This window comes from Rhizobium sp. WW22 (assembly GCF_047041135.1).
In the GTDB taxonomy this organism is placed as follows: domain Bacteria; phylum Pseudomonadota; class Alphaproteobacteria; order Rhizobiales; family Rhizobiaceae; genus Rhizobium.
On the sequence record NZ_CP178198.1, the window covers coordinates 240,579 to 259,059 of the forward strand.

19 protein-coding genes are annotated in these 18,481 nt (G+C 60.2%); 13 read left to right on the plus strand and 6 right to left on the minus strand.

Annotated elements, in window-relative coordinates:
- Positions 1–73 precede the first annotated feature (73 nt).
- Positions 74–493 (minus strand): hypothetical protein, encoded by a 420-nt coding sequence (locus ACK83U_RS01280; RefSeq protein WP_112608093.1) that lies wholly within the window; start codon positions 491–493, stop codon positions 74–76.
- A 138-nt stretch (positions 494–631) separates the two neighbouring features.
- Positions 632–2,152 carry a glycosyltransferase family 39 protein gene (locus tag ACK83U_RS01285; protein WP_112608095.1) on the minus strand — a complete coding sequence of 507 codons (1,521 nt, stop codon included), beginning with the start codon at positions 2,150–2,152 and terminating at the stop codon, positions 632–634.
- A 708-nt stretch (positions 2,153–2,860) separates the two neighbouring features.
- On the opposite strand from ACK83U_RS01285, the gene ACK83U_RS01290 reads away from it, so the two are divergent.
- From ACK83U_RS01290 to visR, 13 genes are all read left to right on the plus strand, one after another.
- Positions 2,861–4,507, plus strand: a complete 1,647-nt coding sequence (locus ACK83U_RS01290; protein ID WP_112608129.1) for a globin-coupled sensor protein — start codon at positions 2,861–2,863, stop codon at positions 4,505–4,507.
- 62 nt (positions 4,508–4,569) lie between these two features.
- Entirely contained in the window at positions 4,570–4,866 is a 297-nt protein-coding gene (locus ACK83U_RS01295; protein ID WP_015338779.1) for an STAS domain-containing protein, read from the plus strand.
- Positions 4,863–5,228: a chemotaxis response regulator CheY1 gene (cheY1, locus tag ACK83U_RS01300; protein ID WP_004128526.1), complete on the plus strand. Its 366-nt coding sequence runs from the start codon at positions 4,863–4,865 to the stop codon at positions 5,226–5,228. The genes ACK83U_RS01295 and cheY1 overlap by 4 nt, the downstream gene beginning before the upstream one ends.
- Before the next feature lie 16 nt (positions 5,229–5,244).
- Entirely contained in the window at positions 5,245–7,524 is a 2,280-nt protein-coding gene (locus ACK83U_RS01305; RefSeq protein WP_112608097.1) for a chemotaxis protein CheA, read from the plus strand.
- Positions 7,525–7,528: 4 nt separating this feature from the next.
- On the plus strand, positions 7,529–7,996 hold the full coding sequence (locus ACK83U_RS01310; RefSeq protein ID WP_112336546.1) for a chemotaxis protein CheW: 468 nt from the start codon (positions 7,529–7,531) through the stop codon (positions 7,994–7,996).
- Positions 7,993–8,901, plus strand: a complete 909-nt coding sequence (locus tag ACK83U_RS01315) for a protein-glutamate O-methyltransferase (protein WP_112608099.1) — start codon at positions 7,993–7,995, stop codon at positions 8,899–8,901. The genes ACK83U_RS01310 and ACK83U_RS01315 overlap by 4 nt, the downstream gene beginning before the upstream one ends.
- A complete protein-coding gene (gene cheB, locus ACK83U_RS01320; RefSeq protein ID WP_112608101.1) occupies positions 8,898–9,941 on the plus strand; it encodes a protein-glutamate O-methylesterase CheB in 1,044 nt (347 codons plus the stop codon). The genes ACK83U_RS01315 and cheB overlap by 4 nt, the downstream gene beginning before the upstream one ends.
- On the plus strand, positions 9,941–10,330 hold the full coding sequence (locus ACK83U_RS01325; RefSeq protein ID WP_004128537.1) for a response regulator: 390 nt from the start codon (positions 9,941–9,943) through the stop codon (positions 10,328–10,330). The genes cheB and ACK83U_RS01325 overlap by 1 nt, the downstream gene beginning before the upstream one ends.
- Positions 10,327–10,881, plus strand: a complete 555-nt coding sequence (cheD, locus tag ACK83U_RS01330; RefSeq protein WP_112336543.1) for a chemoreceptor glutamine deamidase CheD — start codon at positions 10,327–10,329, stop codon at positions 10,879–10,881. The genes ACK83U_RS01325 and cheD overlap by 4 nt, the downstream gene beginning before the upstream one ends.
- Before the next feature lie 16 nt (positions 10,882–10,897).
- Positions 10,898–11,311: a hypothetical protein gene (locus tag ACK83U_RS01335; RefSeq protein WP_112336542.1), complete on the plus strand. Its 414-nt coding sequence runs from the start codon at positions 10,898–10,900 to the stop codon at positions 11,309–11,311.
- 164 nt (positions 11,312–11,475) lie between these two features.
- The gene (gene fliF, locus ACK83U_RS01340; protein ID WP_112608103.1) at positions 11,476–13,152 is read left to right on the plus strand and encodes a flagellar basal-body MS-ring/collar protein FliF; all 1,677 of its coding nucleotides are present in this window, start codon (positions 11,476–11,478) and stop codon (positions 13,150–13,152) included.
- A 521-nt stretch (positions 13,153–13,673) separates the two neighbouring features.
- Entirely contained in the window at positions 13,674–14,411 is a 738-nt protein-coding gene (visN, locus tag ACK83U_RS01345) for a transcriptional regulator VisN (protein ID WP_112608105.1), read from the plus strand.
- An 11-nt stretch (positions 14,412–14,422) separates the two neighbouring features.
- Positions 14,423–15,169, plus strand: a complete 747-nt coding sequence (visR, locus tag ACK83U_RS01350) for a transcriptional regulator VisR (RefSeq protein WP_112608107.1) — start codon at positions 14,423–14,425, stop codon at positions 15,167–15,169.
- A 49-nt stretch (positions 15,170–15,218) separates the two neighbouring features.
- On the opposite strand, the gene ACK83U_RS01355 is transcribed toward visR, so the two are convergent.
- The 4 genes from ACK83U_RS01355 to fliN form a co-directional block, all read right to left on the minus strand.
- Positions 15,219–15,659, minus strand: coding sequence for a hypothetical protein (locus ACK83U_RS01355; protein WP_112608109.1), 441 nt, complete (start codon positions 15,657–15,659; stop codon positions 15,219–15,221).
- Positions 15,660–15,664: 5 nt separating this feature from the next.
- Positions 15,665–16,741 carry a flagellar biosynthesis protein FlhB gene (gene flhB, locus ACK83U_RS01360; RefSeq protein WP_112608111.1) on the minus strand — a complete coding sequence of 359 codons (1,077 nt, stop codon included), beginning with the start codon at positions 16,739–16,741 and terminating at the stop codon, positions 15,665–15,667.
- Between the two features lie 93 nt (positions 16,742–16,834).
- A complete protein-coding gene (fliG, locus tag ACK83U_RS01365; protein WP_112336537.1) occupies positions 16,835–17,878 on the minus strand; it encodes a flagellar motor switch protein FliG in 1,044 nt (347 codons plus the stop codon).
- Positions 17,879–17,928: 50 nt separating this feature from the next.
- Complete coding sequence (fliN, locus tag ACK83U_RS01370; RefSeq protein WP_112608113.1) at positions 17,929–18,465, minus strand: flagellar motor switch protein FliN; 537 nt, start codon at positions 18,463–18,465, stop codon at positions 17,929–17,931.
- Between the last annotated feature and the right edge of the window lie 16 nt (positions 18,466–18,481).

An 18,481-nucleotide genomic window follows, 5' to 3' on the forward strand; every position in this document is an offset into this window, starting at 1 on the left:
AGGCTTATGCCGACGGCCTGGCCGCAGGCGGACTTGAGGTCTTATCGGAAATGCGGCGCGTAGGCGCCAACGCTTAGGTGAGCGCGCCTGGAGGCGCGCGCGCTAGATAGGCGCGAAACGCCAGGGATTCGAGCCGTGCGGCATCTTTCGGGCGGCTCAGCAGCCAGGAGGTTGCCGGATATCCGAGGGTAGGGAGGGCAGCAAGCGTTGCAGGCCCGATGTCTTGCCATGCGGCCTTCGGCGTCACCAGCCGGTCGGCGACGACAATGCCGCGCACCGGATCGCGCAGCGAAAGGTAGAGGGGTTGGCTGTCCTTGCCCGAGGAGAGGGCTTCGGCATCGGCGCGCGTGGCAACATTGATGCCGCCGCCGAGCGCCAGTCCGATATAGGCGAAAAATGCGACGAACAGCGAGGCGATCACGCGCGCTCCGGCGCGATGCGTCCTCTCGTCTCTATCTTCGCTGTCGGCGGCGCCGAATTCGAGCGGGCTCAACGGTCCAAAATGCCTTCATTCCTTTGCCGGAGCGAACTCCGGCGGTTCGGTCATGATAACAGGACGCCTAGCGTCTTCCTAGTAGCGGCCTGTCATGATGCAGTTGCACGAGCCGGTCAACAGTCCCGGCTCGATTTCTTAATTTTCCGCCGCACCCGTTACTGACGGTTTGGGCGCCAGACAGGATGCCGGCACGCGATAGGCGTAGAGCGTCTTGCCCTTCATTTCGCCATAGGGCGGCGACCAGCTCTTCAGGGGCTCGGCCCGGCCTTCCGGGCACTCGATCGGATCGTTGTCGACGAACAATACCGGACCGGTCACACTGGCCGGCAGGGAAAAATCCTGCTCATAATAGTTGTGGGGGAAGCCGCCGAAAGGGCGGGCATAGATACGGAACGGCTTGCCCTTCAGCGTATAGTAGAGATCGGCAAGGATATCGCGATCCTGCGCGACGATTTCGGTCATCTTCGCCTGCGTGGCGATATCGGCGATTTCTTGACTGATGACGCTACGGCCGACATAGCGCTTCATAACGAGATTGCCGTTCGGCAGTTTGATGTCATAGGCGAAGACCGTCAGTACCGGGATCACGACGGCGACGACGGCCCCTATGATCAGCGAGGTGCTCAGCCCCTTTTTCGTCAGCCGATAGAGCAGCCATACGGCAAGAATGGTACCGGCGGCATAGGCCGAGACTGCCCAGTTGGCATAGGCCTTGGCGAGAAGTGCCTGCAGCGTGATTAGCGCTACGACAGGTACCGATAGCCAGAACAGCAGCTTTTCGCGGTCGTCGCTCTGTCCACGGATCAGGCGCCACGTCGCCCACAAGAGCGCAAAGAAGACGACCGGGCCGACCACGCCGAACTGCGCGCCGAAGAAGCTGAGCCCGTTGAGTATGTGCTTCGCCAGAGTGTTGCCGCCGCCGCTCTTGCTCCATTGGGCGATGTTTTCCGTGTGCTTTATGGTCGCCGCATCATGGGTAAGGTTCCACCAGAGATTAGGGGAAACGACGATGGCGCCGACGATGGCGGCAATCACCATATCCCGCCAGGCGATTCGCGCCGAACGCATCGTCAGCATGGCAATGCCGACGCCCGGTAGAAGGAAGAGCACCGAATATTTCGTCAGGAAAGCGCAACCGAGGCTGGCGCCGAGCATGACGGCTTCCAGTACCGAGGAGCGCCTGGTCAGACCGATAAAGGCCCAGATGGCGATCGTCACGAACAGGATCTGGATCGTATCGGTCGATACCAGCACGGCGGAAAGCGAGGCAGCCGGCAGGGTGATGAAGATGACGCCGACCCATGGCGCAATCTCGCGTCCGGTCTCGTCGTCGATCAGTCGCCGCGTGGTGCAGATCAGCATCAGGGCTGTGGCAAGATGGAAGAGCGGCGCCGATATGCGGATCCAGAAGGTCGAATCCGAGCCGGAGATCGCATTGAAGAAGCGGATGACCCAGGCAATCATCGGCGGCTTGGAATAATAGCCGAAATCCAGATTCTGGCCCCAGAACCAATATTGCGCCTCATCGACGAAGAGGTCCGTCTTGTTGAGGAGCAACATGAGCACGCGCCAGAGCGTCACTCCGAAGATGATCGCGAGGGCGAGCCCCAGCGAAAGTTTCTGGGCGTTTGTTCGAGAATGGGTCGTGTCGAGCATTAAAAGATGGGTCTCGGTGCCTGATCGTGAGGCTTAATACGGAACTATTGAGGCCAAAGCTAGCTCCCTGCCGTCCGTAAGAACAGCAGCGCTCGCCGTCTTGGCCACGAGCTGCCATATGTCCGATCTTGGATCTGAGACGTCCGTTACAGCTTTGTCTAGAGAATGCGGCTAGTGGCTTTGCCGCGCGCCTCTTCGAGACGATATAGAAGCATGAAGGCCGTAAGCGTCAGGCTGGCCATCAGCGAGGCTGTCAAACCAAGAACAATCATTGCTCTCTCCGTAACGACATCGAAACTGTCTATCCCTTGGGTAGTAAGGGATGAAGCTTGCTCGTGACTTACGATCGATGTTCTTTTCCGGCAACAAAGTAGTCGCTAATTTAGTAGGGATAACTACGAGCCGCGTCTCGTCCGTCATTAACCTTCGGGCAAGGAATTAACCATAAATATTGAACTTGAACGTCGGAATGGGAAAATTGTGACTCGTTCTCACCAGGCATGAAGCCGCCCCGTCGTACCGGGTCCGATCCGGTATCCATGTCATCAAACAGGTCCGCAACAGACTTTGATGAACGAGCGAGCTTCGGTGCCTCGATCAGTCGATCGACGGCGACGGCTGCCTTTTCTCGCCTCCTCATTGCGCCTGGCGCGGATCATCAGCGGTTTCGCCGGCGCTTCAATGCGCGGCAGTTCGGCAGGGGCGACTTTGGCGCAGGATACGCCTTCAGATCAGGCAGGCAGGGCGCAGGCTGGCAGCCTTCGCGATCGCTTGCGCTTTGCTGGTCTCGATGCGGGACAATGCGAAACGCTGCGCCGTCACCGGCCGATGCTCGAGGCGCATCTGAAAGCTGGCCTGCGCGATCTTTTCCTCCGTTTCCAGACCTATCCCGACGCTGCGCGCAATTTTTCGAGCGAAAGCCAGCTCGTACGGCTCCAGGATCTGCACTCCTCGCACTGGGATGTGCTGACGGATGCTCGCTTCGACAGCCTCTATGCCGAGCGCGTCAAGGTTCTGTCCGACAGCGAAAGCAAGATGGGGCTCGATCCGCGCTGGCATGTTGCGGGCCATGGTGTGATGCTGGAGCATCTTCTTTCCGGCCTTCTCGAAGATATGGGCGGCCGCGCCATTCTGCCGGGAGCCAAGCGCCGCGCCCGCGAGCTCAGCGAACTCGTGACATCGGTCGTGCGCTTGGTGATGGTCGATGCCGAGATTGCCGTATCGTTGCGGTTCAACGAATTGCGGGTCGGTCACCAGCGGGCGCTGGCCGAACAGCGGGCTGCCGACCGCGCCGAGGCAGCGGCCTTGATTGCCGATCTCGCCAACGGCCTTACCGGTCGCGATCTGACGACCCGTATGCCGATGGATTGTCCCGAGGCCTATACCGAAGTGGCGGAAGCCTTGAACGTGGCGCTTACTGATATTCAGCAGCAGTTTTCGGCGCTGTCCGGTGGTGTGCAGGCGGCCGAAGCGACGAGCGACGCCATTTCTCGCGCCTCGAAATCCCTGGCGGAAAAATCGTTCGAACAGTCGCAAGGACTTGCTGCCTCTGCAAAGCAGCTAGCGGAACTGGCCGAACAGGTGCGCGGCAATGCAGCCAATACCCGCTCGGCCGAGCGCGTCACCGCATCGACCCGAGTGGCGGCCGAAGACAGCGGCAAGATCGTCGGGCAGGCGATATCGGCCATGGCCGATATCGAAACGTCAGCTGAAAAGATCGGCCAGATCATCGGCGTCATCGATGAGATTGCTTTCCAGACCAATCTTCTTGCGCTGAATGCCGGCATCGAGGCCGCCCGCGCCGGTGATAGCGGCCGCGGCTTTGCCGTCGTTGCGCAGGAAGTCCGCGCGCTTGCCCAGCGTTCCGCCGATGCCGCACGCGAGATCAAGGTTCTGGTGACGGGCACCAAGGCGCAGGTGGATGCCGGCGTGCAGATGGTCGGCCGCACCCAGGAAGCGATCGGCAGCATTGTCCGCCAGGTGACGGATATCAATGAAGCCATTTCCGGAATTGTCGCGGCGAGCGACGAACAAGTCGCCGGCCTCAAGGCACTGACATCAGATATCGGCGGCCATAGCGAGCGTGCGGCCGCTGCCGGCAGCGAGGCCAGCCGCTCCGAGGAAGGCGCCGATCACCTTCATTCCGTCGTCGTCGAACTCGGCCGGACCATCCGCGAATTCCGCATCGAGCGCGAGCGGCGGCATGCGGCCCCTGCCGTCCCGGTCAGGGCCGCGCAGCAACCGCAGCTCCCAGCCCGCGAGGAGCTCGGCCTCACGCAGAACGAAGAGGATATGGCTGATTTCGGCTTCCCGCTTCGCAGGGCCGCAGCAGGAGGCGATCGCAATGCCTATTGATCTTTCAGTTTCATGCACATGCGGGCCGACGGGCCTGATTTCAGACAACGAGGAATGACGCGATGCCGAGCAGGAAAGGCGAAAAGACAATCAGTCTGGCCGCAGTGCTGGATCTCAACGAGGCCTCGAGCCTTCGCGGTACGCTGATGGGGTTGCGCGGCAGCAATGTCGCGATCGATGCGTCCGGTGTCGAAAGGATCGGGACTTTGTGCGTGCAGGTCATCATGGCTGCCGCCAAGACCTGGGATGAGGACAAACTCTCCTTCACCTTCTCCAAGGTGTCGGATGCATTTCAAAAAACGATGCAGGTGATCGGGGTGGATATCTCCCATCTGCTTGCCAAGGAGATCCGGCAATGAAGAAAAAAGTGCTGACGGTGGATGATTCTCGAACCATCCGAAACATGCTTCTCGTGACCCTCAACAATGCAGGCTTCGAGACCATTCAGGCCGAAGACGGTGTCGAGGGCCTGGAAATTCTGGAAGAAGCCAATCCTGACGTCATCGTCACCGATATCAATATGCCGCGTCTTGACGGCTTCGGCTTTATCGAGGGCGTTCGCCGCAACGACAGATACCGCGCCGTTCCGATCCTCGTGCTGACGACGGAAAGCGACGCGGAAAAGAAGAACCGTGCCCGCCAGGCCGGTGCGACCGGCTGGATCGTCAAGCCGTTCGATCCCGCCAAGCTGATCGATGCCATCGAGCGCGTAACCGCCTAGACAGGATCCATCCCTCATGGACATGAACGAAATCAAAGAGATTTTCTTCCAGGAGTGCGAAGAGCAGCTCGCCGAACTGGAATCCGGTCTCCTGAAAATGAATGATGGCGACCGTGACCCGGAAACCGTCAATGCCGTCTTCCGCGCCGTTCATTCCATCAAGGGTGGGGCGGGTGCCTTCGGTCTGGACGATCTTGTCGCCTTCGCTCATGTCTTCGAGACGACGCTCGATTGCGTTCGATCCAACAAGCTGGAGCCGACCCAGGATGTCCTGAAGGTCATGCTCAAGGCCGCCGACGTTCTGGCGGATCTCACCAACGCCGCTCGCGATGGCGGCAGCGTCGATCCGGCGCGTAGCCGCGGCCTTGTCAAGGAACTGGAAGCGCTGGCAAATGGCGATGTTCCCGCGCCGTCGGCAGCGGTGGTTGCCGAAGTTGCTCCGAAGTCCGTCGCGGCCGCGCCGACCGACGAAAGTGGTTTCCAGCCGATCCCCTTCAGCTTCGACGATGATTTCGGCAGCGACGAGCTGGCCGTCGATGCCAGGCCGGAATATGAAGTCAGCTTCAAGCCGCGGTCCGATCTCTACGCCAAGGGCAACGACGCGACGCTGCTGCTGCGCGACCTCTCGCGGCTCGGCGAGATGAACATCTTCTGCGATATGGATGCATTGCCGGGCCTTCCCGACATCGATCCAGAAGGCGCCTATTTCAAATGGGCAATCTCGATCAAGACGGACAAGGGCGAAGACGCCATTCGTACCGTCTTTGAATTTGCCGAATGGGATTGCGATCTCGATGTCCAGCCGGCCGCAAGCGGCGGGTCTTCGACCAGCGAAGAGTTGCCGATGGTACCGGTGCCCTTCGATCTTTCGATCCTTGACAATGACGGCGCCGCCGCGGCTGCAGAGGCCGGAAAGGAAACACCGGCGCCCGGAAACGATGTCGCCGCCGCCGTTGCGGCTGCGGAAACCGCAAGCAATGTTACGCAGCTCGCCTCGGCCGCTGCACGCGTCGAGAAGAAGGAAGCCGCCCTTGCCGCAGCTGCCGCTTCCAATGCCGCCGCAGCGCAGAACAATGCCGCCGCAGCCGCCGGCCAGACCATCCGTGTCGATCTCGACCGCGTCGATCGCCTGATCAACCTCGTCGGCGAACTCGTCATCAACCAGGCAATGCTCTCCCAGAGTGTCATCGAGAATGACAACAATGGTGCGTCCTCGATCAATATGGGTCTCGAGGAGTTGCAGCAGCTCACCCGCGAGATCCAGGACAGCGTCATGGCGATCCGCGCACAGCCGGTGAAGCCCGTCTTCCAGCGCATGTCGCGCATCGTCCGCGAAATCGCCGATATGACCGGCAAGTCGATCCGCCTGATCACCGAGGGCGAAAACACCGAGGTCGACAAGACGGTGATCGACAAGCTTGCCGAACCGCTGACGCACATGATCCGCAATGCCGTCGATCATGGCATCGAAACGCCGGAAAAGCGCTCGACGCTGGGCAAGAACCCGGAAGGCACCGTCCGGCTGACGGCAAAGCATCGTTCCGGCCGCATCCTGATCGAGCTTGCCGACGACGGCGCCGGCATCAACCGCGAGAGGGTGCGCCAGAAGGCCATCGACAACGACCTGATCGCGGCAGACGCCAATCTGTCGGATGAGGAAATCGACAACTTGATCTTCCTGCCGGGCTTCTCGACCGCCGACAAGATTTCGGACATTTCCGGCCGCGGCGTCGGCATGGACGTGGTCAAGCGCTCTATCCAGGCGCTCGGTGGCCGCATCAACATCACCTCCAGGCCGGGGCAGGGCTCGGTCTTCACCATGAGCCTGCCGCTGACGCTGGCCGTTCTCGACGGCATGGTGGTCACGGTTGCCGGCCAGACCCTGGTCGTGCCGCTGACGGCGATCGTCGAGACGCTGCAGCCCGAGGCTTCCGCGATCCACTCCTTCGGCGCCAACCACCGCCTGATCTCGATCCGCAACAGCTTCTGCCCGCTGGTTGACGTCGGCCGCATCCTGAACTTCCGCGCCACACAGGCCAATCCGGTCGACGGCGTCGCGCTGCTGGTGGAATCGGAAGGCGGTGGTCAGCGCGCTCTCATGGTCGATGCCATCCAGGGCCAGCGCCAGGTCGTCATCAAGAGCCTCGAAGCCAACTATACGCATGTCCCGGGCATTGCTGCAGCGACCATCCTCGGCGATGGCCGCGTGGCGCTGATCCTGGATGTCGATGCGGTGGTCGGCGCCTCGCGCGGCCAGGCGCTGAAGCCCGAAATGTCTTACGCGGCGGCGGGGTGACTTGATGTCTTATGCCGTCAAGAACCTGAACCAGGGCAATCGCGAGCTGATCGCCTTTCGCATCGGCGACCAGGAATTCTGCGTTAACATCATGTCGGTTCGGGAAATCCGCGGCTGGACGCCCGCAACGGCCATGCCGCATGCGCCGGGCTATGTGCTCGGGATCGTCAACCTGCGCGGCGCCGTGCTGCCGATCATCGATCTCTCCGCCCGGCTCGGGATGAAGCGGGCGGAACCGACAGTTCGGCATGTGATCATCGTGGCCCAGGTCAAGCGCAAGGCGGTCGGTCTTCTGGTCGATGCGGTTTCGGATATCCTGACCATTACCGACGACAGCATACAGCCGACGCCGGAGGTTTCCTCCGATCACGAGCGGCAGTTTGCCCGCGGCATCGTGGCGATCGATCGCCGCATGATCTGCCTGATCGAGCTGGAAGCCCTGTTCCCTGAAAGCGAAAGCGAGGCTGCATGAGCATGATGGGAGCAATGGATTTCAAGGCGTCTCCGGACGAGGTGCTTGCGAGCGGCGAATACCCGCTGACGCGCCGCGACCTCTCGGAAATCGCCGCAATGATCTATGCGGATGCCGGCATTTCTCTCAACGAGAGCAAGGCGTCGCTGGTCTATTCCAGGCTGTCGAAGCATATCCGCGCGCTGGGCCTCGCCGGCTTCCGCGACTACTGCCAGCTGGTGTCGTCGCCGGCGGGAAGTGCGGCGCGTCGCGAGATGCTGTCGCATCTGACGACGAACTTCACCCGATTCTTCCGCGAGAACCATCATTTCGATCATTTGCGCGACGAGGTTCTGCCTGGTCTCCTGGCGCGCGCCAAGGCCGGCGGCCGGGTGCGCATCTGGTCTGCCGCCTGCTCCGACGGGCAGGAGCCTTACTCGATCGCGCTGACGGTGCTTGCCTTGATGCCGAATGTCGCCGATTTCGATTTCAGGATCCTGGCGACGGATATCGATCCCAAGATCCTCGGGCTTGCCCGCGCCGGTGCCTATGATGAATCTTCGCTCGAAACGGTTTCTCCTGCCATGCGCAAGCAGTGGTTCCAGGAAGTCAATGTCCAGGGTCGCCGCAAATTCCAGATCGACGATCGCGTCAAGCGGCTCATCACCTTCAACGAACTGAACCTGCTCGGGCAGTGGCCCTTCAAGGGTCTGTTCGACGTCATCTTCTGCCGCAACGTCGTCATCTATTTCGACGAGCCGACCCAGACGAAAATCTGGACGCGCTTTGCCGGCCAGCTCCAGGATGCCGGCCATCTCTATATCGGCCACTCCGAGCGCGTAGCCGGGGAGGCCAAGCACGTCTTCGACAATATCGGCATCACCACCTATCGCTATCTCGGCAAGACCGCGGGAAGGAAACCATGAATTCTCCCGCTCGTGTTCTTGTCGTCGATGATTCCCCAACCATGCGGGGTCTCATCACCGCCGTCCTGCGTGCCGATCCAGAGGTCGATGTCATCGGCCAGGCTGGCGACGCCTTGGAAGCGCGCGCCGCCATCAAGGCGCTCAATCCGGATGTCGTCACCCTCGATATCGAGATGCCGAACATGAACGGCCTCGAATTCCTGGAAAAGATCATGACGCTCAGGCCCATGCCGGTCATCATGGTCTCCACCATGACCCATCGTGGTGCCGACGCGACGCTTGCCGCCCTCGAAATCGGCGCATTCGACTGCGTCGGAAAGCCCTCGCCGGGCGAGCCGCATCCTTTCGGCGATCTGGCGGATAAGGTGAAGGCGGCTGCCCGCTCGCAGCGTCAGTATGTGAAGCCCAGCGCTCAGCGCGTGCCGCCGCCGGCCGTCGCGGACTTCCGCGTGGGGCGTAAGATCGTCGCCATCGGTTCTTCCACGGGCGGCGTCGAGGCCCTGATCAATGTACTGCAGAAATTCCCAGCCAACTGCCCGCCGACCGTCATCACGCAGCATATGCCGCCGACCTTTACGCGCAGCTTCGCGGAACGGCTGAACCGTCTCTGCGCCCCTGTTGTCCAGGAAGCGACGGATGGCGCAAGGCTGGAAATCGGCAAGATCTATCTGGCGCCGGGCGGCGAAAGGCACCTGCGGGTCGCCAATACCTCCGCGCCTCATTGTCGTCTGGTAGACGGCGGGCCGGTGAACGGCCATCGCCCCTCCGTCGACGTGCTCTTTGACTCGGTTGCCGAACTGGCCGGCCGCAATGCCGTCGGCGTGATCCTGACCGGGATGGGGCGCGACGGCGCCGCCGGTCTACTCAAGATGCGCCACGCTGGGGCGCGCACCATCGGCCAGAATGAGAAGACCTGCGTGGTCTACGGCATGCCGAGGGTCGCCTATGAGCTTGGTGCAGTCGAACAGCAGTTTCCGCTGAACGCCATTGGCGAGGAAATTTTGAAAATCACAGCCGCCCGAAAGGAAGGGAGCGAATAATGTCTCTAGCGGAGAAAATCAAAGTTCTGATCGTTGACGATCAGGTCACCAGCCGTCTTCTGCTCAGCGATGCGCTGACGCAGCTCGGCTTCAAGCAGATCACGGCTGCCGGCGATGGCGAGCAGGGAATGAAGATCATGGAGCAGCAGCCCCATCATCTGGTCATCTCCGACTTCAACATGCCGAAGATGGATGGGCTTGGCCTCCTGCAGGCCGTCCGCACGAATCCGACGACGAAGAAGGCGGCCTTCATCATCCTGACGGCGCAGGGCGACCGCGCGCTGGTGCAGAAGGCGGCGCAGCTCGGGGCCAACAACGTGCTTGCCAAGCCCTTCACCATCGAAAAGATGAAAGCTGCCATTGAGGCCGTCTTCGGAGCTCTGAAATGATCGTCGAGGGTGCTGCCCGTCGCGTGCATATTATTCAGGGCGAGTACACGGTCATCAGTGATCCGGAAGTGGTGCTGACGACCATCCTCGGCTCCTGCGTGGCGGCCTGTCTGCGCGATCCCATCGCCGGCGTCGGCGGCATGAACCATTTCCTTCTCCCTGGAATGGCGAACTCGCCGGTGAGCGGTGGCGATGCGACGCGTTACGGCGTGCACCTGATGGAACTTCTGATCAACGGTCTGCTGAAGAAGGGCGCAAGGCGCGACCGGCTGGAGGCGAAAGTCTTCGGTGGCGCCAAGACGATCGCGACCTTCTCCAATGTCGGCGAGCAGAACGCGATCTTTGCCATGCAGTTTCTGAAAGACGAGGGTATCCCGGTCGTCAGTTCCAGCACGGGCGGCGAGCACGGGCGCAAGATCGAATATTGGCCGATTTCCGGAAGAGCCAGGCAATATCCGCTGACCGGCGCCGAGACACAGAAGACCGTAGCGCTGGAGCAGCGTCCGGTCGTGGCTCCCAAGCCAGTCGACAACACGATCGAATTTTTCTGATCAGCGAGGCAAGTGCATGACCCCCTTTCAGCACGTTGAGATGGCTGCCATCGAGGAGACGCTTCCGGCTATCCTTCTGCGCATCGTTTCCGAATTGCATGACATCGCCTATCTGATCGAACGCGTCGAACCTCAGCTGCTTGACATCAGCGATGCCAATATACTGGCCTCGCCGGAGGCCATGAAGGTAGTCCAGGGCATCGATCTTGCGGTGCAGAAGACGCGCGGCATCGCCGAATTCATCGATACCATTGCCGGAGCGATGCCCGAGGCCTGGACGGTGGATCTGGCAACGGCGCTGAGCCTCGTCAAGCTCACAGAAATGCAAAGGGCGCTTGGCGGCAGCAGTTTTCATGCGCATTCCCCGTCCATGGCCCAGCCCCTGGTCCAACCCATGGCAAAGGCTGCGGGCGATTTCGACTTCTTCTAGCTGCCGCCGACGATAGATACTGTTTTTCTTATATAATCTTCCGATTCTTTCCGGCTTTTTCCTGGGCTCTTCTGGCCGGACGAAACGCTCGCACAAGTTTCGATTTCTATTTTCGCAGCAGGTTACAAAGCCATCAGGTCTTTGACGAATCGTGCGAGAACAGAATGAATCTGTTAAATCAATTAGTTCCCCTGTTTCGGAATCTGCAGAATCTCGGGAGAACGCGGCTGATGATCATGGGAGGCGTAGGCGCCGCCTCCGTGCTGCTGATCCTTTTGGCGGCCCTCTACGTCAATAAGCCCGCTCAGGAGACGCTGTATGTCGGCCTGGACGCGACGGATCTCAATCAGATCAGCATCGCGCTCGCTGAAGCCAAGATCAATTTCCAGGTCGGCACGGACGGTTCTAGCCTGACCGTTCCGGCAGGCATGACCGGCAAGGCCCGCGCGCTTCTCGCCGAGCGCGGCCTGCCGACGAGCGGCAAGGCCGGCTATGAGCTCTTCGACAATGTCGGTTCGCTCGGTCTGACTTCCTTCATGCAGGAAGTTACCCGCGTGCGTGCTCTCGAGGGTGAAATCAGCCGCACCATCACTTCTATCGCCGGTATCAGCGCTGCCCGCGTCCACATCGTCATGCAGGATGTCGGCAACTTCCGGAAGGCGGATCAGAAGCCGACGGCATCGGTCATGATCCGCGCGAGTGCGGAGGCTGCCCGCAAATCGGCTTCGGCTATCCGCCATCTTGTCGCCTCTGCCGTTCCCGGCCTGGAGGTCGACGACGTCACCATCCTCGATTCCACCGGCCAGCTCCTCGCATCGGGAGATGATCCTGGCAACGGAGCGCTGAGCCGCAATCTCGGCATCGTGCAGAACGTCCAGAGCGAAGTCGAATCCAACATCGACAAGGCCTTGGCGCCCTTCCTCGGCATGGACAATTTCCGTTCCAGTGTGACGGCGCAGTTGAATACTGACAGTCAGCAGGTGCAGGAAACCACCTTCGATCCCGACTCGAAGGTCGAGCGCTCCGTCCGCACAGTTAAGGAAGCGCAGAAGTCGCAGCAAAGCCAGCCGGACACCGCAGCCACCGTGGAGCAGAATATCCCGCAGGCGGCTCCGAAATCCGGTGGCAACTCGCCGACGTCGAACGACCAGTCCGACAAGCGCGAGGAGCAGACCAACTACGAAATCAACAGCAAGACGACGGCCACGACCCGCAACAGCTACAAGATCGAAAAGCTCTCCGTTGCCGTAGTGGTCAACAAGGGCCGCATCGCGCAAATGGTCGGCGAAGGTGCCGACCAGGCGAAGGTCGATGCCTATATCGCCGAGATGCAGAAGATCGTCGCAACGGCAGCGGGCGTCGATCCGGCCCGCGGCGACATCGTCACTGTCAATGCCATGAATTTCCTCGACAGTCAGCTGCTTGAAGATACGTCCTCCAGCTTCAGCATCACCGACATGCTGAGCCGCAACATGGCTGGCATCATCAACTCGCTTGCCTTCGTCGCCGTCGCTGTCCTGATCATCTGGATGGGCTTCCGTCCGCTGATCCGCTCGCTTGGTGGTGCAAATGGCAGCGCAGCGCTGCCGGAAGCGGCTGGCCTCGAGCTGCCAGACTTCGCACCGGCTGTTGGTGGCCCTGGCGCGGCTCTCATGGACGGCTTCGGCTCGGACTTCGGTTTCGACAGCACCGACGATCTGCTGACCATGGGCGACGATGCCGGCACCTTCAACCGCCGCGTCAAGGAAGGGCCGGAGCGCCGCCTGTCCCGCATGGTGGAAATCAGCGAAGAGCGCGCAGCAAAGATCCTCAGAAAATGGGCCGTCGACCAGGCAGCCTGATGAAAGGACCGGGAAATCTCCCGGTCTTTTTTTGTCTAGGCAGGTGGCATTGGAGCCTGCAGCGCCGTCGATTTGAACCTGTGATTAATTAGTCGCTATAAGCCGAATTGACGTGTTCGTAAGATGGAATTCAAAGGACATACAGTTGTTGGGTATGGAGAATCGACTTACAAATACTGTGCTTATTGCGTAATACATGAATAAACGGAACGATTCGGCCCGCTTTTCGGCGTTTCGCATGTCTAAGTTCGTAGAGTTCAAAGCGGAAAGATTTAGTCCATGGTTCGCGGTTTGTGTTTGCGGCGATGTATGCCGACACGATTGCGGATGTCGAATTCAGAGGCGAGCTATGCTCACCTTCCCGAACCCGCCGGGATGTATCTGTGCCGCGGTCGAGAAAGACCCGGCTTCGATGTTTCATCGAGATACATCGCCGGTTCTCTGAGGTGAAGGGATTGGGTTCTGACGAAACAATGCTCTCGTTGACGGCCGATCGTCCAACAGCGGCAGGAAATGCAAGTATGGACATGCAGATATCGCAGGTAAGCAAAGGCGATAGGGATGCGCGATCGAGCGTGCCCGCCAGAGCCATCTCGCGCGAGCAGCTCGTTCTGCAGCTGAGTGCCGTTTCCGGCCCTGCCTATCTGCAAGCCGGCCTTCATGCCTTGGCGAGCTATGCCGGTGCCTCCCATTATCTTCTGGTTCGATCCGATCTCATTCAGGAAAGCGGTCTCGACTTCGTGATTGCCTCCGATTGGCCCTTCGATCTCGTCCGGCGTCTGGCGACGGAACTGACGAGCGGTTATGGTCGCATCGGCGAGCTGGAAAAATGCATGGCGCTGTTTCAGCCAAGCCTGGCGGCCCTGCCGGATGATATCGCGCTGCCTGACGGTATAGGCCGTCAGTATCACGCCTTGACGTTCAATGTTGGCCGAACACGCTTCTCGTTGCTGCTGCTGGCGAATGAAGCGGCAGTACTGTCGCTCGAGCGGCTGAGGGACGTCGGCCTCCTCGCCGGCTATCTCGCCAGCTCGACGCGTTGCTTCGAGGGTAAGCTGGAGCGCGATTTCGAGCTGACCGAGCGCGAACTGGAATGCCTGTTCTGGATCGCCGAAGGCAAGACAAGCGACGAGATCGCCATGATTCTCGGGATCTCGCGCAATACCATCAATAACTACATCACCAGTGTCATGCGCAAGACCGCGACCAAGACCCGCTCGGAAGCGATCGCCTTCGCCGTGCGCAACAATCTCGTTTAAGGGCCGACCGGATGCGCTATCAGCCAGACAGGACAATGGGTATGCCGACCGAATCACGGCTTACCCGTTCCGGGCGGATTTCCGGCCGGTCCGATCTGTTCCCGAAGCTCGTGTCGATGCAGAAGCTAATCGATGCACAGCATTTTGCCGTTTATCGGCTGCACGGCTCAGGCCTCCCGCATAAGCAGCGCCTGGTATGCGAGCTCGATAATTGGGGCTCGGCCAACTCGGTCGTCGGCAAATCCTTCGTTGAGGCCTATGGCGAAGCGCTGATCGAGCATGTCGACAAATCGCTGCTGCCGCTGATGTGGAACGGGCGCGATAGCGACAGCACGGCCGAGACGCCGGATTTTGCCGCCTTCACGCAGCGCCTGAAGCCGCATCTCCTGCCCTTCGCCGGCGTTGCCTTTCCCGTACGGCTCGGTGCCGTCGGCAATGGCTACACCATCTTCACGGCCAAGTTCATGGACCTTTCGAGCGATATGATCGTCGAGCTGCACGGCCGCAGCTGCCAACTCATGATGGAGCTCCTGTCACTGGATGAACGCCGGTCACAGGCTGCCGAAGCGCTGAGCGAGCGCGAAATCGCCTGTCTGCAGCTTGCCGGCGATGGACGCATCAGCGAGGAGATTGCCGAGAAACTGGGATTGTCGGTACATACGGTCAATGCCTATCTCGGATCGGCGACGATCAAGCTCGATAGCGTCAACCGCATCCAGGCAATCGCAAAGGCGATCCGCTTCGGCTACATAAGCTGACGCTGCACCGAAACGGATCATCCTCGCAAGTCTTGCAATGCTGGATTTTTCAGACTGCGTGTGCCGCTTCGCCGCGGACGAGATAACGTGCGTCTCTCAGGCTGCGTGCAAGCAGCGCCGTATTTTCGTCCGGGTCGGACGAGGCCTTGTCGAAGGCGATGTGGCTGATTTCGATGCCCGCATGATGTTCCGTCAGCGCGAGCTTGGCATAGATGGTGATGCCCCGCGGCTTGATCTCCAGATCGAGCGTCACTTCCGCCGGCCCGCCCCACTCGAGCTTGTAGTCGCCGCCGAGCCCGAAGTTGACCGTCCCGGGAAGAAAATAAAGCTCAGCCGCCGAGGCCACGAGATCACCGAGATTGCCATATCGTTCGAAGCGCAGCAGCGAGATCAGATCGGCGGCATCGAGAAGGCGCAGTTCGCTTGCGACCGGGCTGATGGCTTCGGCTAATATTTGTTCGCGTTGGGCAGAGTAGGGGCATTTTTTCATTTGGTTTATCGTACCCGTTTTTTCGTCTGCGCCGCATAGACCCGATGGATGAGCTCTGCGACAGCTTTGTAAAATGCTGATGGTATGACGCTATCAACCGAGACTTGCGCAAACATGGAGCGTGCGAGTGGCGGATCTTCGAAAACGGGAATATTGTTAGCCTCAGCTATCTCCCTGATTTTCAAGGCAATGAGGTCCTGGCCCTTGGCAACGACGACGGGCGCGTCGTTTTCCTCGCGAACATATCGCAGTGCGACGGCAAAGTGGGTCGGGTTGGCGATGACGAGCGTGGCGCGCGGCACCTGTTTCATCATGCGGCGGCGGGCGCGGTCGCGCGCGATCGAGCGCTGGCGCGACTTGACGATCGGATCGCCCTGCGATTGCTTGTGTTCGTCCTTGATCTCCTGTTTCGTCATCTTCAATTGGTCGAACCAGTGGTGTCGGCTCCACAGCAGGTCGGCGATGCCAACGACGATGGTCGCCAGTAGCACGATGATCAGGATGCGCTGAACGATCGTCGAGAGCCGCACGAAGATGGTCTGCGGGTCGGACACCATCGAATCGATCGCGTGGAAATACTGGCTGCGCAGCACAAAAAACATGACGATGCTGACAAGCACGATTTTTGTGAGGGATTTGCCGAATTCCACCAGGCCGGTGGCGCTGAAGATGCGCGTGAACCCTTTCGCCGGCGATATGCGCGAAAACTGAGGCCTGATTCGTTCGAGAACGGGGGTCGGCAGGTTCTGGAAGATCGAGGCGCCGATCCCGAAGACGAAGAAGAGCACCACGGCCGGCAGCACCATATTGCCGACTTCCCAGCCTATGCGCGTAAACAGCGATATGGCGTCCGGGCCTGTTTCCAGCTGCCATTGATCCGGCTTTTCGAAGAGGTCGCGCAGAACCTCGCCCATGCGGCCCATGCGCCCTGGCAGAAAGAAGGTGACGTAGATGACCGTCGCGAGCATGGAAGCAAAGAGCGTCGCTTCCCTGGAGTGAGGGACATTGCCCTTCTCGATCGTATCGCGGAGTTTTTTCTCCGTCGGTTTTTCTGTTTTACTGTCCTTGTCTTCGTCAGCCAAAGCAGCCGCCCTTTGCGAAACGGAAAGAGGCCGCGCATGATACGCGGCCCTCAGATCATCAGTTTACGATGTTTTGGCTGAGTCGCGCCGCGCTTATGCGGCTTCTTCCACAGGCGTATTTTCCTTGGCCTTGAGCTCGATCTGGCCGGAGTTGGCCAGACGAATGGCTTCCTGAGCGATGGCACGCCGGGCAATTGCGATTTCGCGCGGATTGATGCCGGCATTGCCCATCTGCAGGTCGGATTCGATCATGCGGCGCTGACGCGGGCTGATCGAGGACAGCACGATCTCCCGGATCTCGTTGCCGGATCCCCGCAGCGCCATCGTCAGGATGTCGGCGGCGATGTCGTTGAGCAACAGGACGCGGCTCGGCTGCGGCATGCGCGTGAGATCGTCGAAGAGGAAGATCTTCGGGCGAACCTTCTCGACCGATTCCTTGTTGATCGATTCCAGCGAGCTCAGCAGGGTATCGACCACAGGCTTGTCGAGTTCGTTCATCAGGTCGGCGACCTTCGTGGAGCCGGAGGCGTTGCGCTCTGTGTCGATCTCCGCCATCAGCCCGACCACGCGGTTTTCGATGATCTGGGCAGCCTTCGGGCTGACATCCTTGATGTTGACCGTGCGGTTCATGATGTCGGCGCGCTGTGCCTCGGGAAGCTGCAGCAGGATCTTGGCGCCGAAGGCCGAAGGCATCATGGAGAGCACATAGGCAATCGTCTGAGGATGCTCGCGCAGGAAGAACTTGGCAACGAAGACAGGATCAGCCTCGCCCAGGCGATCCCAGATGGAGGTCTCGTAAGCCTGGAAGGCGGTACGGCGGCCGAGCAGACTGTCGACCTCGTCGGGCGTCAGGCCCTCTTCGAGGATGCTCTCGATGGCCTTGGCGTTGTCCATGAGGCCGGCGCCCTCGGTGAAGAGGTCCTCGAATTCCGCCACGAGCTGCGCCAGCTCGTCCGGCGGAATAACTCGCAGTGACTGCGCCGAGGCGATGATCATCTGCAGCTCGTTCTGCGTGAAATATTTCAGCAGCCGTCCTGCCACTTGCTTGCCCATGGCGAGAAGGACGGCGGCTGCCTTTTCAGTCTGAGATAACGGTTTCTCGGCGATCGCGCCGCTGAAATCGTCAAAGTCCATCATGGTCTTCGTCTCCGTCCCGCAAGGGGGAGTGGGCTCGTCATGAGCAGGGTTCAGCTTTTTTTCGCGTTATAAATTTCGGTGAGCTTGATGCCGAATCTGGTGTCGTCATGTTCCAGAACGGTAATCTCGCCCCGGCCGATTTTGCGACCGTTCACGGTAATCTCGACCGGCTCGCCGATCTTCTTGTCGAGCGCGATGATTGCGCCTTCAGTCAGGTTCATCAGGCCGGATACCGGCATGCGGCTGCTGCCGAGCATGATCTGGACGTCGATCGGGATGTCCATGATCAGGTCCATATTGGCGGTCAGCGCGCTGCCGGGAGCAACCGGTGCGGCCACCGCCGAAGCGACGCCGAATTCGCCGTCATCGAAGGTCGGAGTGGAATTGTCGTCGCCGAAATCGCCGAAGGTGGAAAGGTCCGTGCCCGTTTCGGCGCCGAATGCGTCGGCCTCGAAGTCGGGCAGGCTGCCGTCATTGTCTTTCTTCAGGACGCCCCGCAGACCATCGATGGCCTCGTCCAAGGCGGCATCGCTGTTCGAAATGTCGAGCGATTCCTCGCTGCTTTGCTGTGTCGTCTTCGTAGCCATGAAATCACTATTCCAG

Excerpts from the sequence above, each read along its gene's own strand:
- cheY1 (WP_004128526.1), top strand. The coding sequence starts at position 4,863 with ATGAAGAAAAAAGTGCTGACGGTGGATGATTCTCGAACCATCCGAAAC.
- ACK83U_RS01315 (WP_112608099.1), top strand. The coding sequence starts at position 7,993 with ATGAGCATGATGGGAGCAATGGATTTCAAGGCGTCTCCGGACGAGGTG.
- fliG (WP_112336537.1), bottom strand. The coding sequence starts at position 17,878 with ATGATGGACTTTGACGATTTCAGCGGCGCGATCGCCGAGAAACCGTTA.
- visR (WP_112608107.1), top strand. The coding sequence starts at position 14,423 with ATGCGCTATCAGCCAGACAGGACAATGGGTATGCCGACCGAATCACGG.
- ACK83U_RS01310 (WP_112336546.1), top strand. The coding sequence starts at position 7,529 with ATGTCTTATGCCGTCAAGAACCTGAACCAGGGCAATCGCGAGCTGATC.
- ACK83U_RS01355 (WP_112608109.1), bottom strand. The coding sequence starts at position 15,659 with ATGAAAAAATGCCCCTACTCTGCCCAACGCGAACAAATATTAGCCGAA.
- ACK83U_RS01335 (WP_112336542.1), top strand. The coding sequence starts at position 10,898 with ATGACCCCCTTTCAGCACGTTGAGATGGCTGCCATCGAGGAGACGCTT.
- cheD (WP_112336543.1), top strand. The coding sequence starts at position 10,327 with ATGATCGTCGAGGGTGCTGCCCGTCGCGTGCATATTATTCAGGGCGAG.
- visN (WP_112608105.1), top strand. The coding sequence starts at position 13,674 with ATGGACATGCAGATATCGCAGGTAAGCAAAGGCGATAGGGATGCGCGA.
- ACK83U_RS01305 (WP_112608097.1), top strand. The coding sequence starts at position 5,245 with ATGGACATGAACGAAATCAAAGAGATTTTCTTCCAGGAGTGCGAAGAG.
- cheB (WP_112608101.1), top strand. The coding sequence starts at position 8,898 with ATGAATTCTCCCGCTCGTGTTCTTGTCGTCGATGATTCCCCAACCATG.
- ACK83U_RS01325 (WP_004128537.1), top strand. The coding sequence starts at position 9,941 with ATGTCTCTAGCGGAGAAAATCAAAGTTCTGATCGTTGACGATCAGGTC.
- fliF (WP_112608103.1), top strand. The coding sequence starts at position 11,476 with ATGAATCTGTTAAATCAATTAGTTCCCCTGTTTCGGAATCTGCAGAAT.
- ACK83U_RS01285 (WP_112608095.1), bottom strand. The coding sequence starts at position 2,152 with ATGCTCGACACGACCCATTCTCGAACAAACGCCCAGAAACTTTCGCTG.
- fliN (WP_112608113.1), bottom strand. The coding sequence starts at position 18,465 with ATGGCTACGAAGACGACACAGCAAAGCAGCGAGGAATCGCTCGACATT.
- ACK83U_RS01295 (WP_015338779.1), top strand. The coding sequence starts at position 4,570 with ATGCCGAGCAGGAAAGGCGAAAAGACAATCAGTCTGGCCGCAGTGCTG.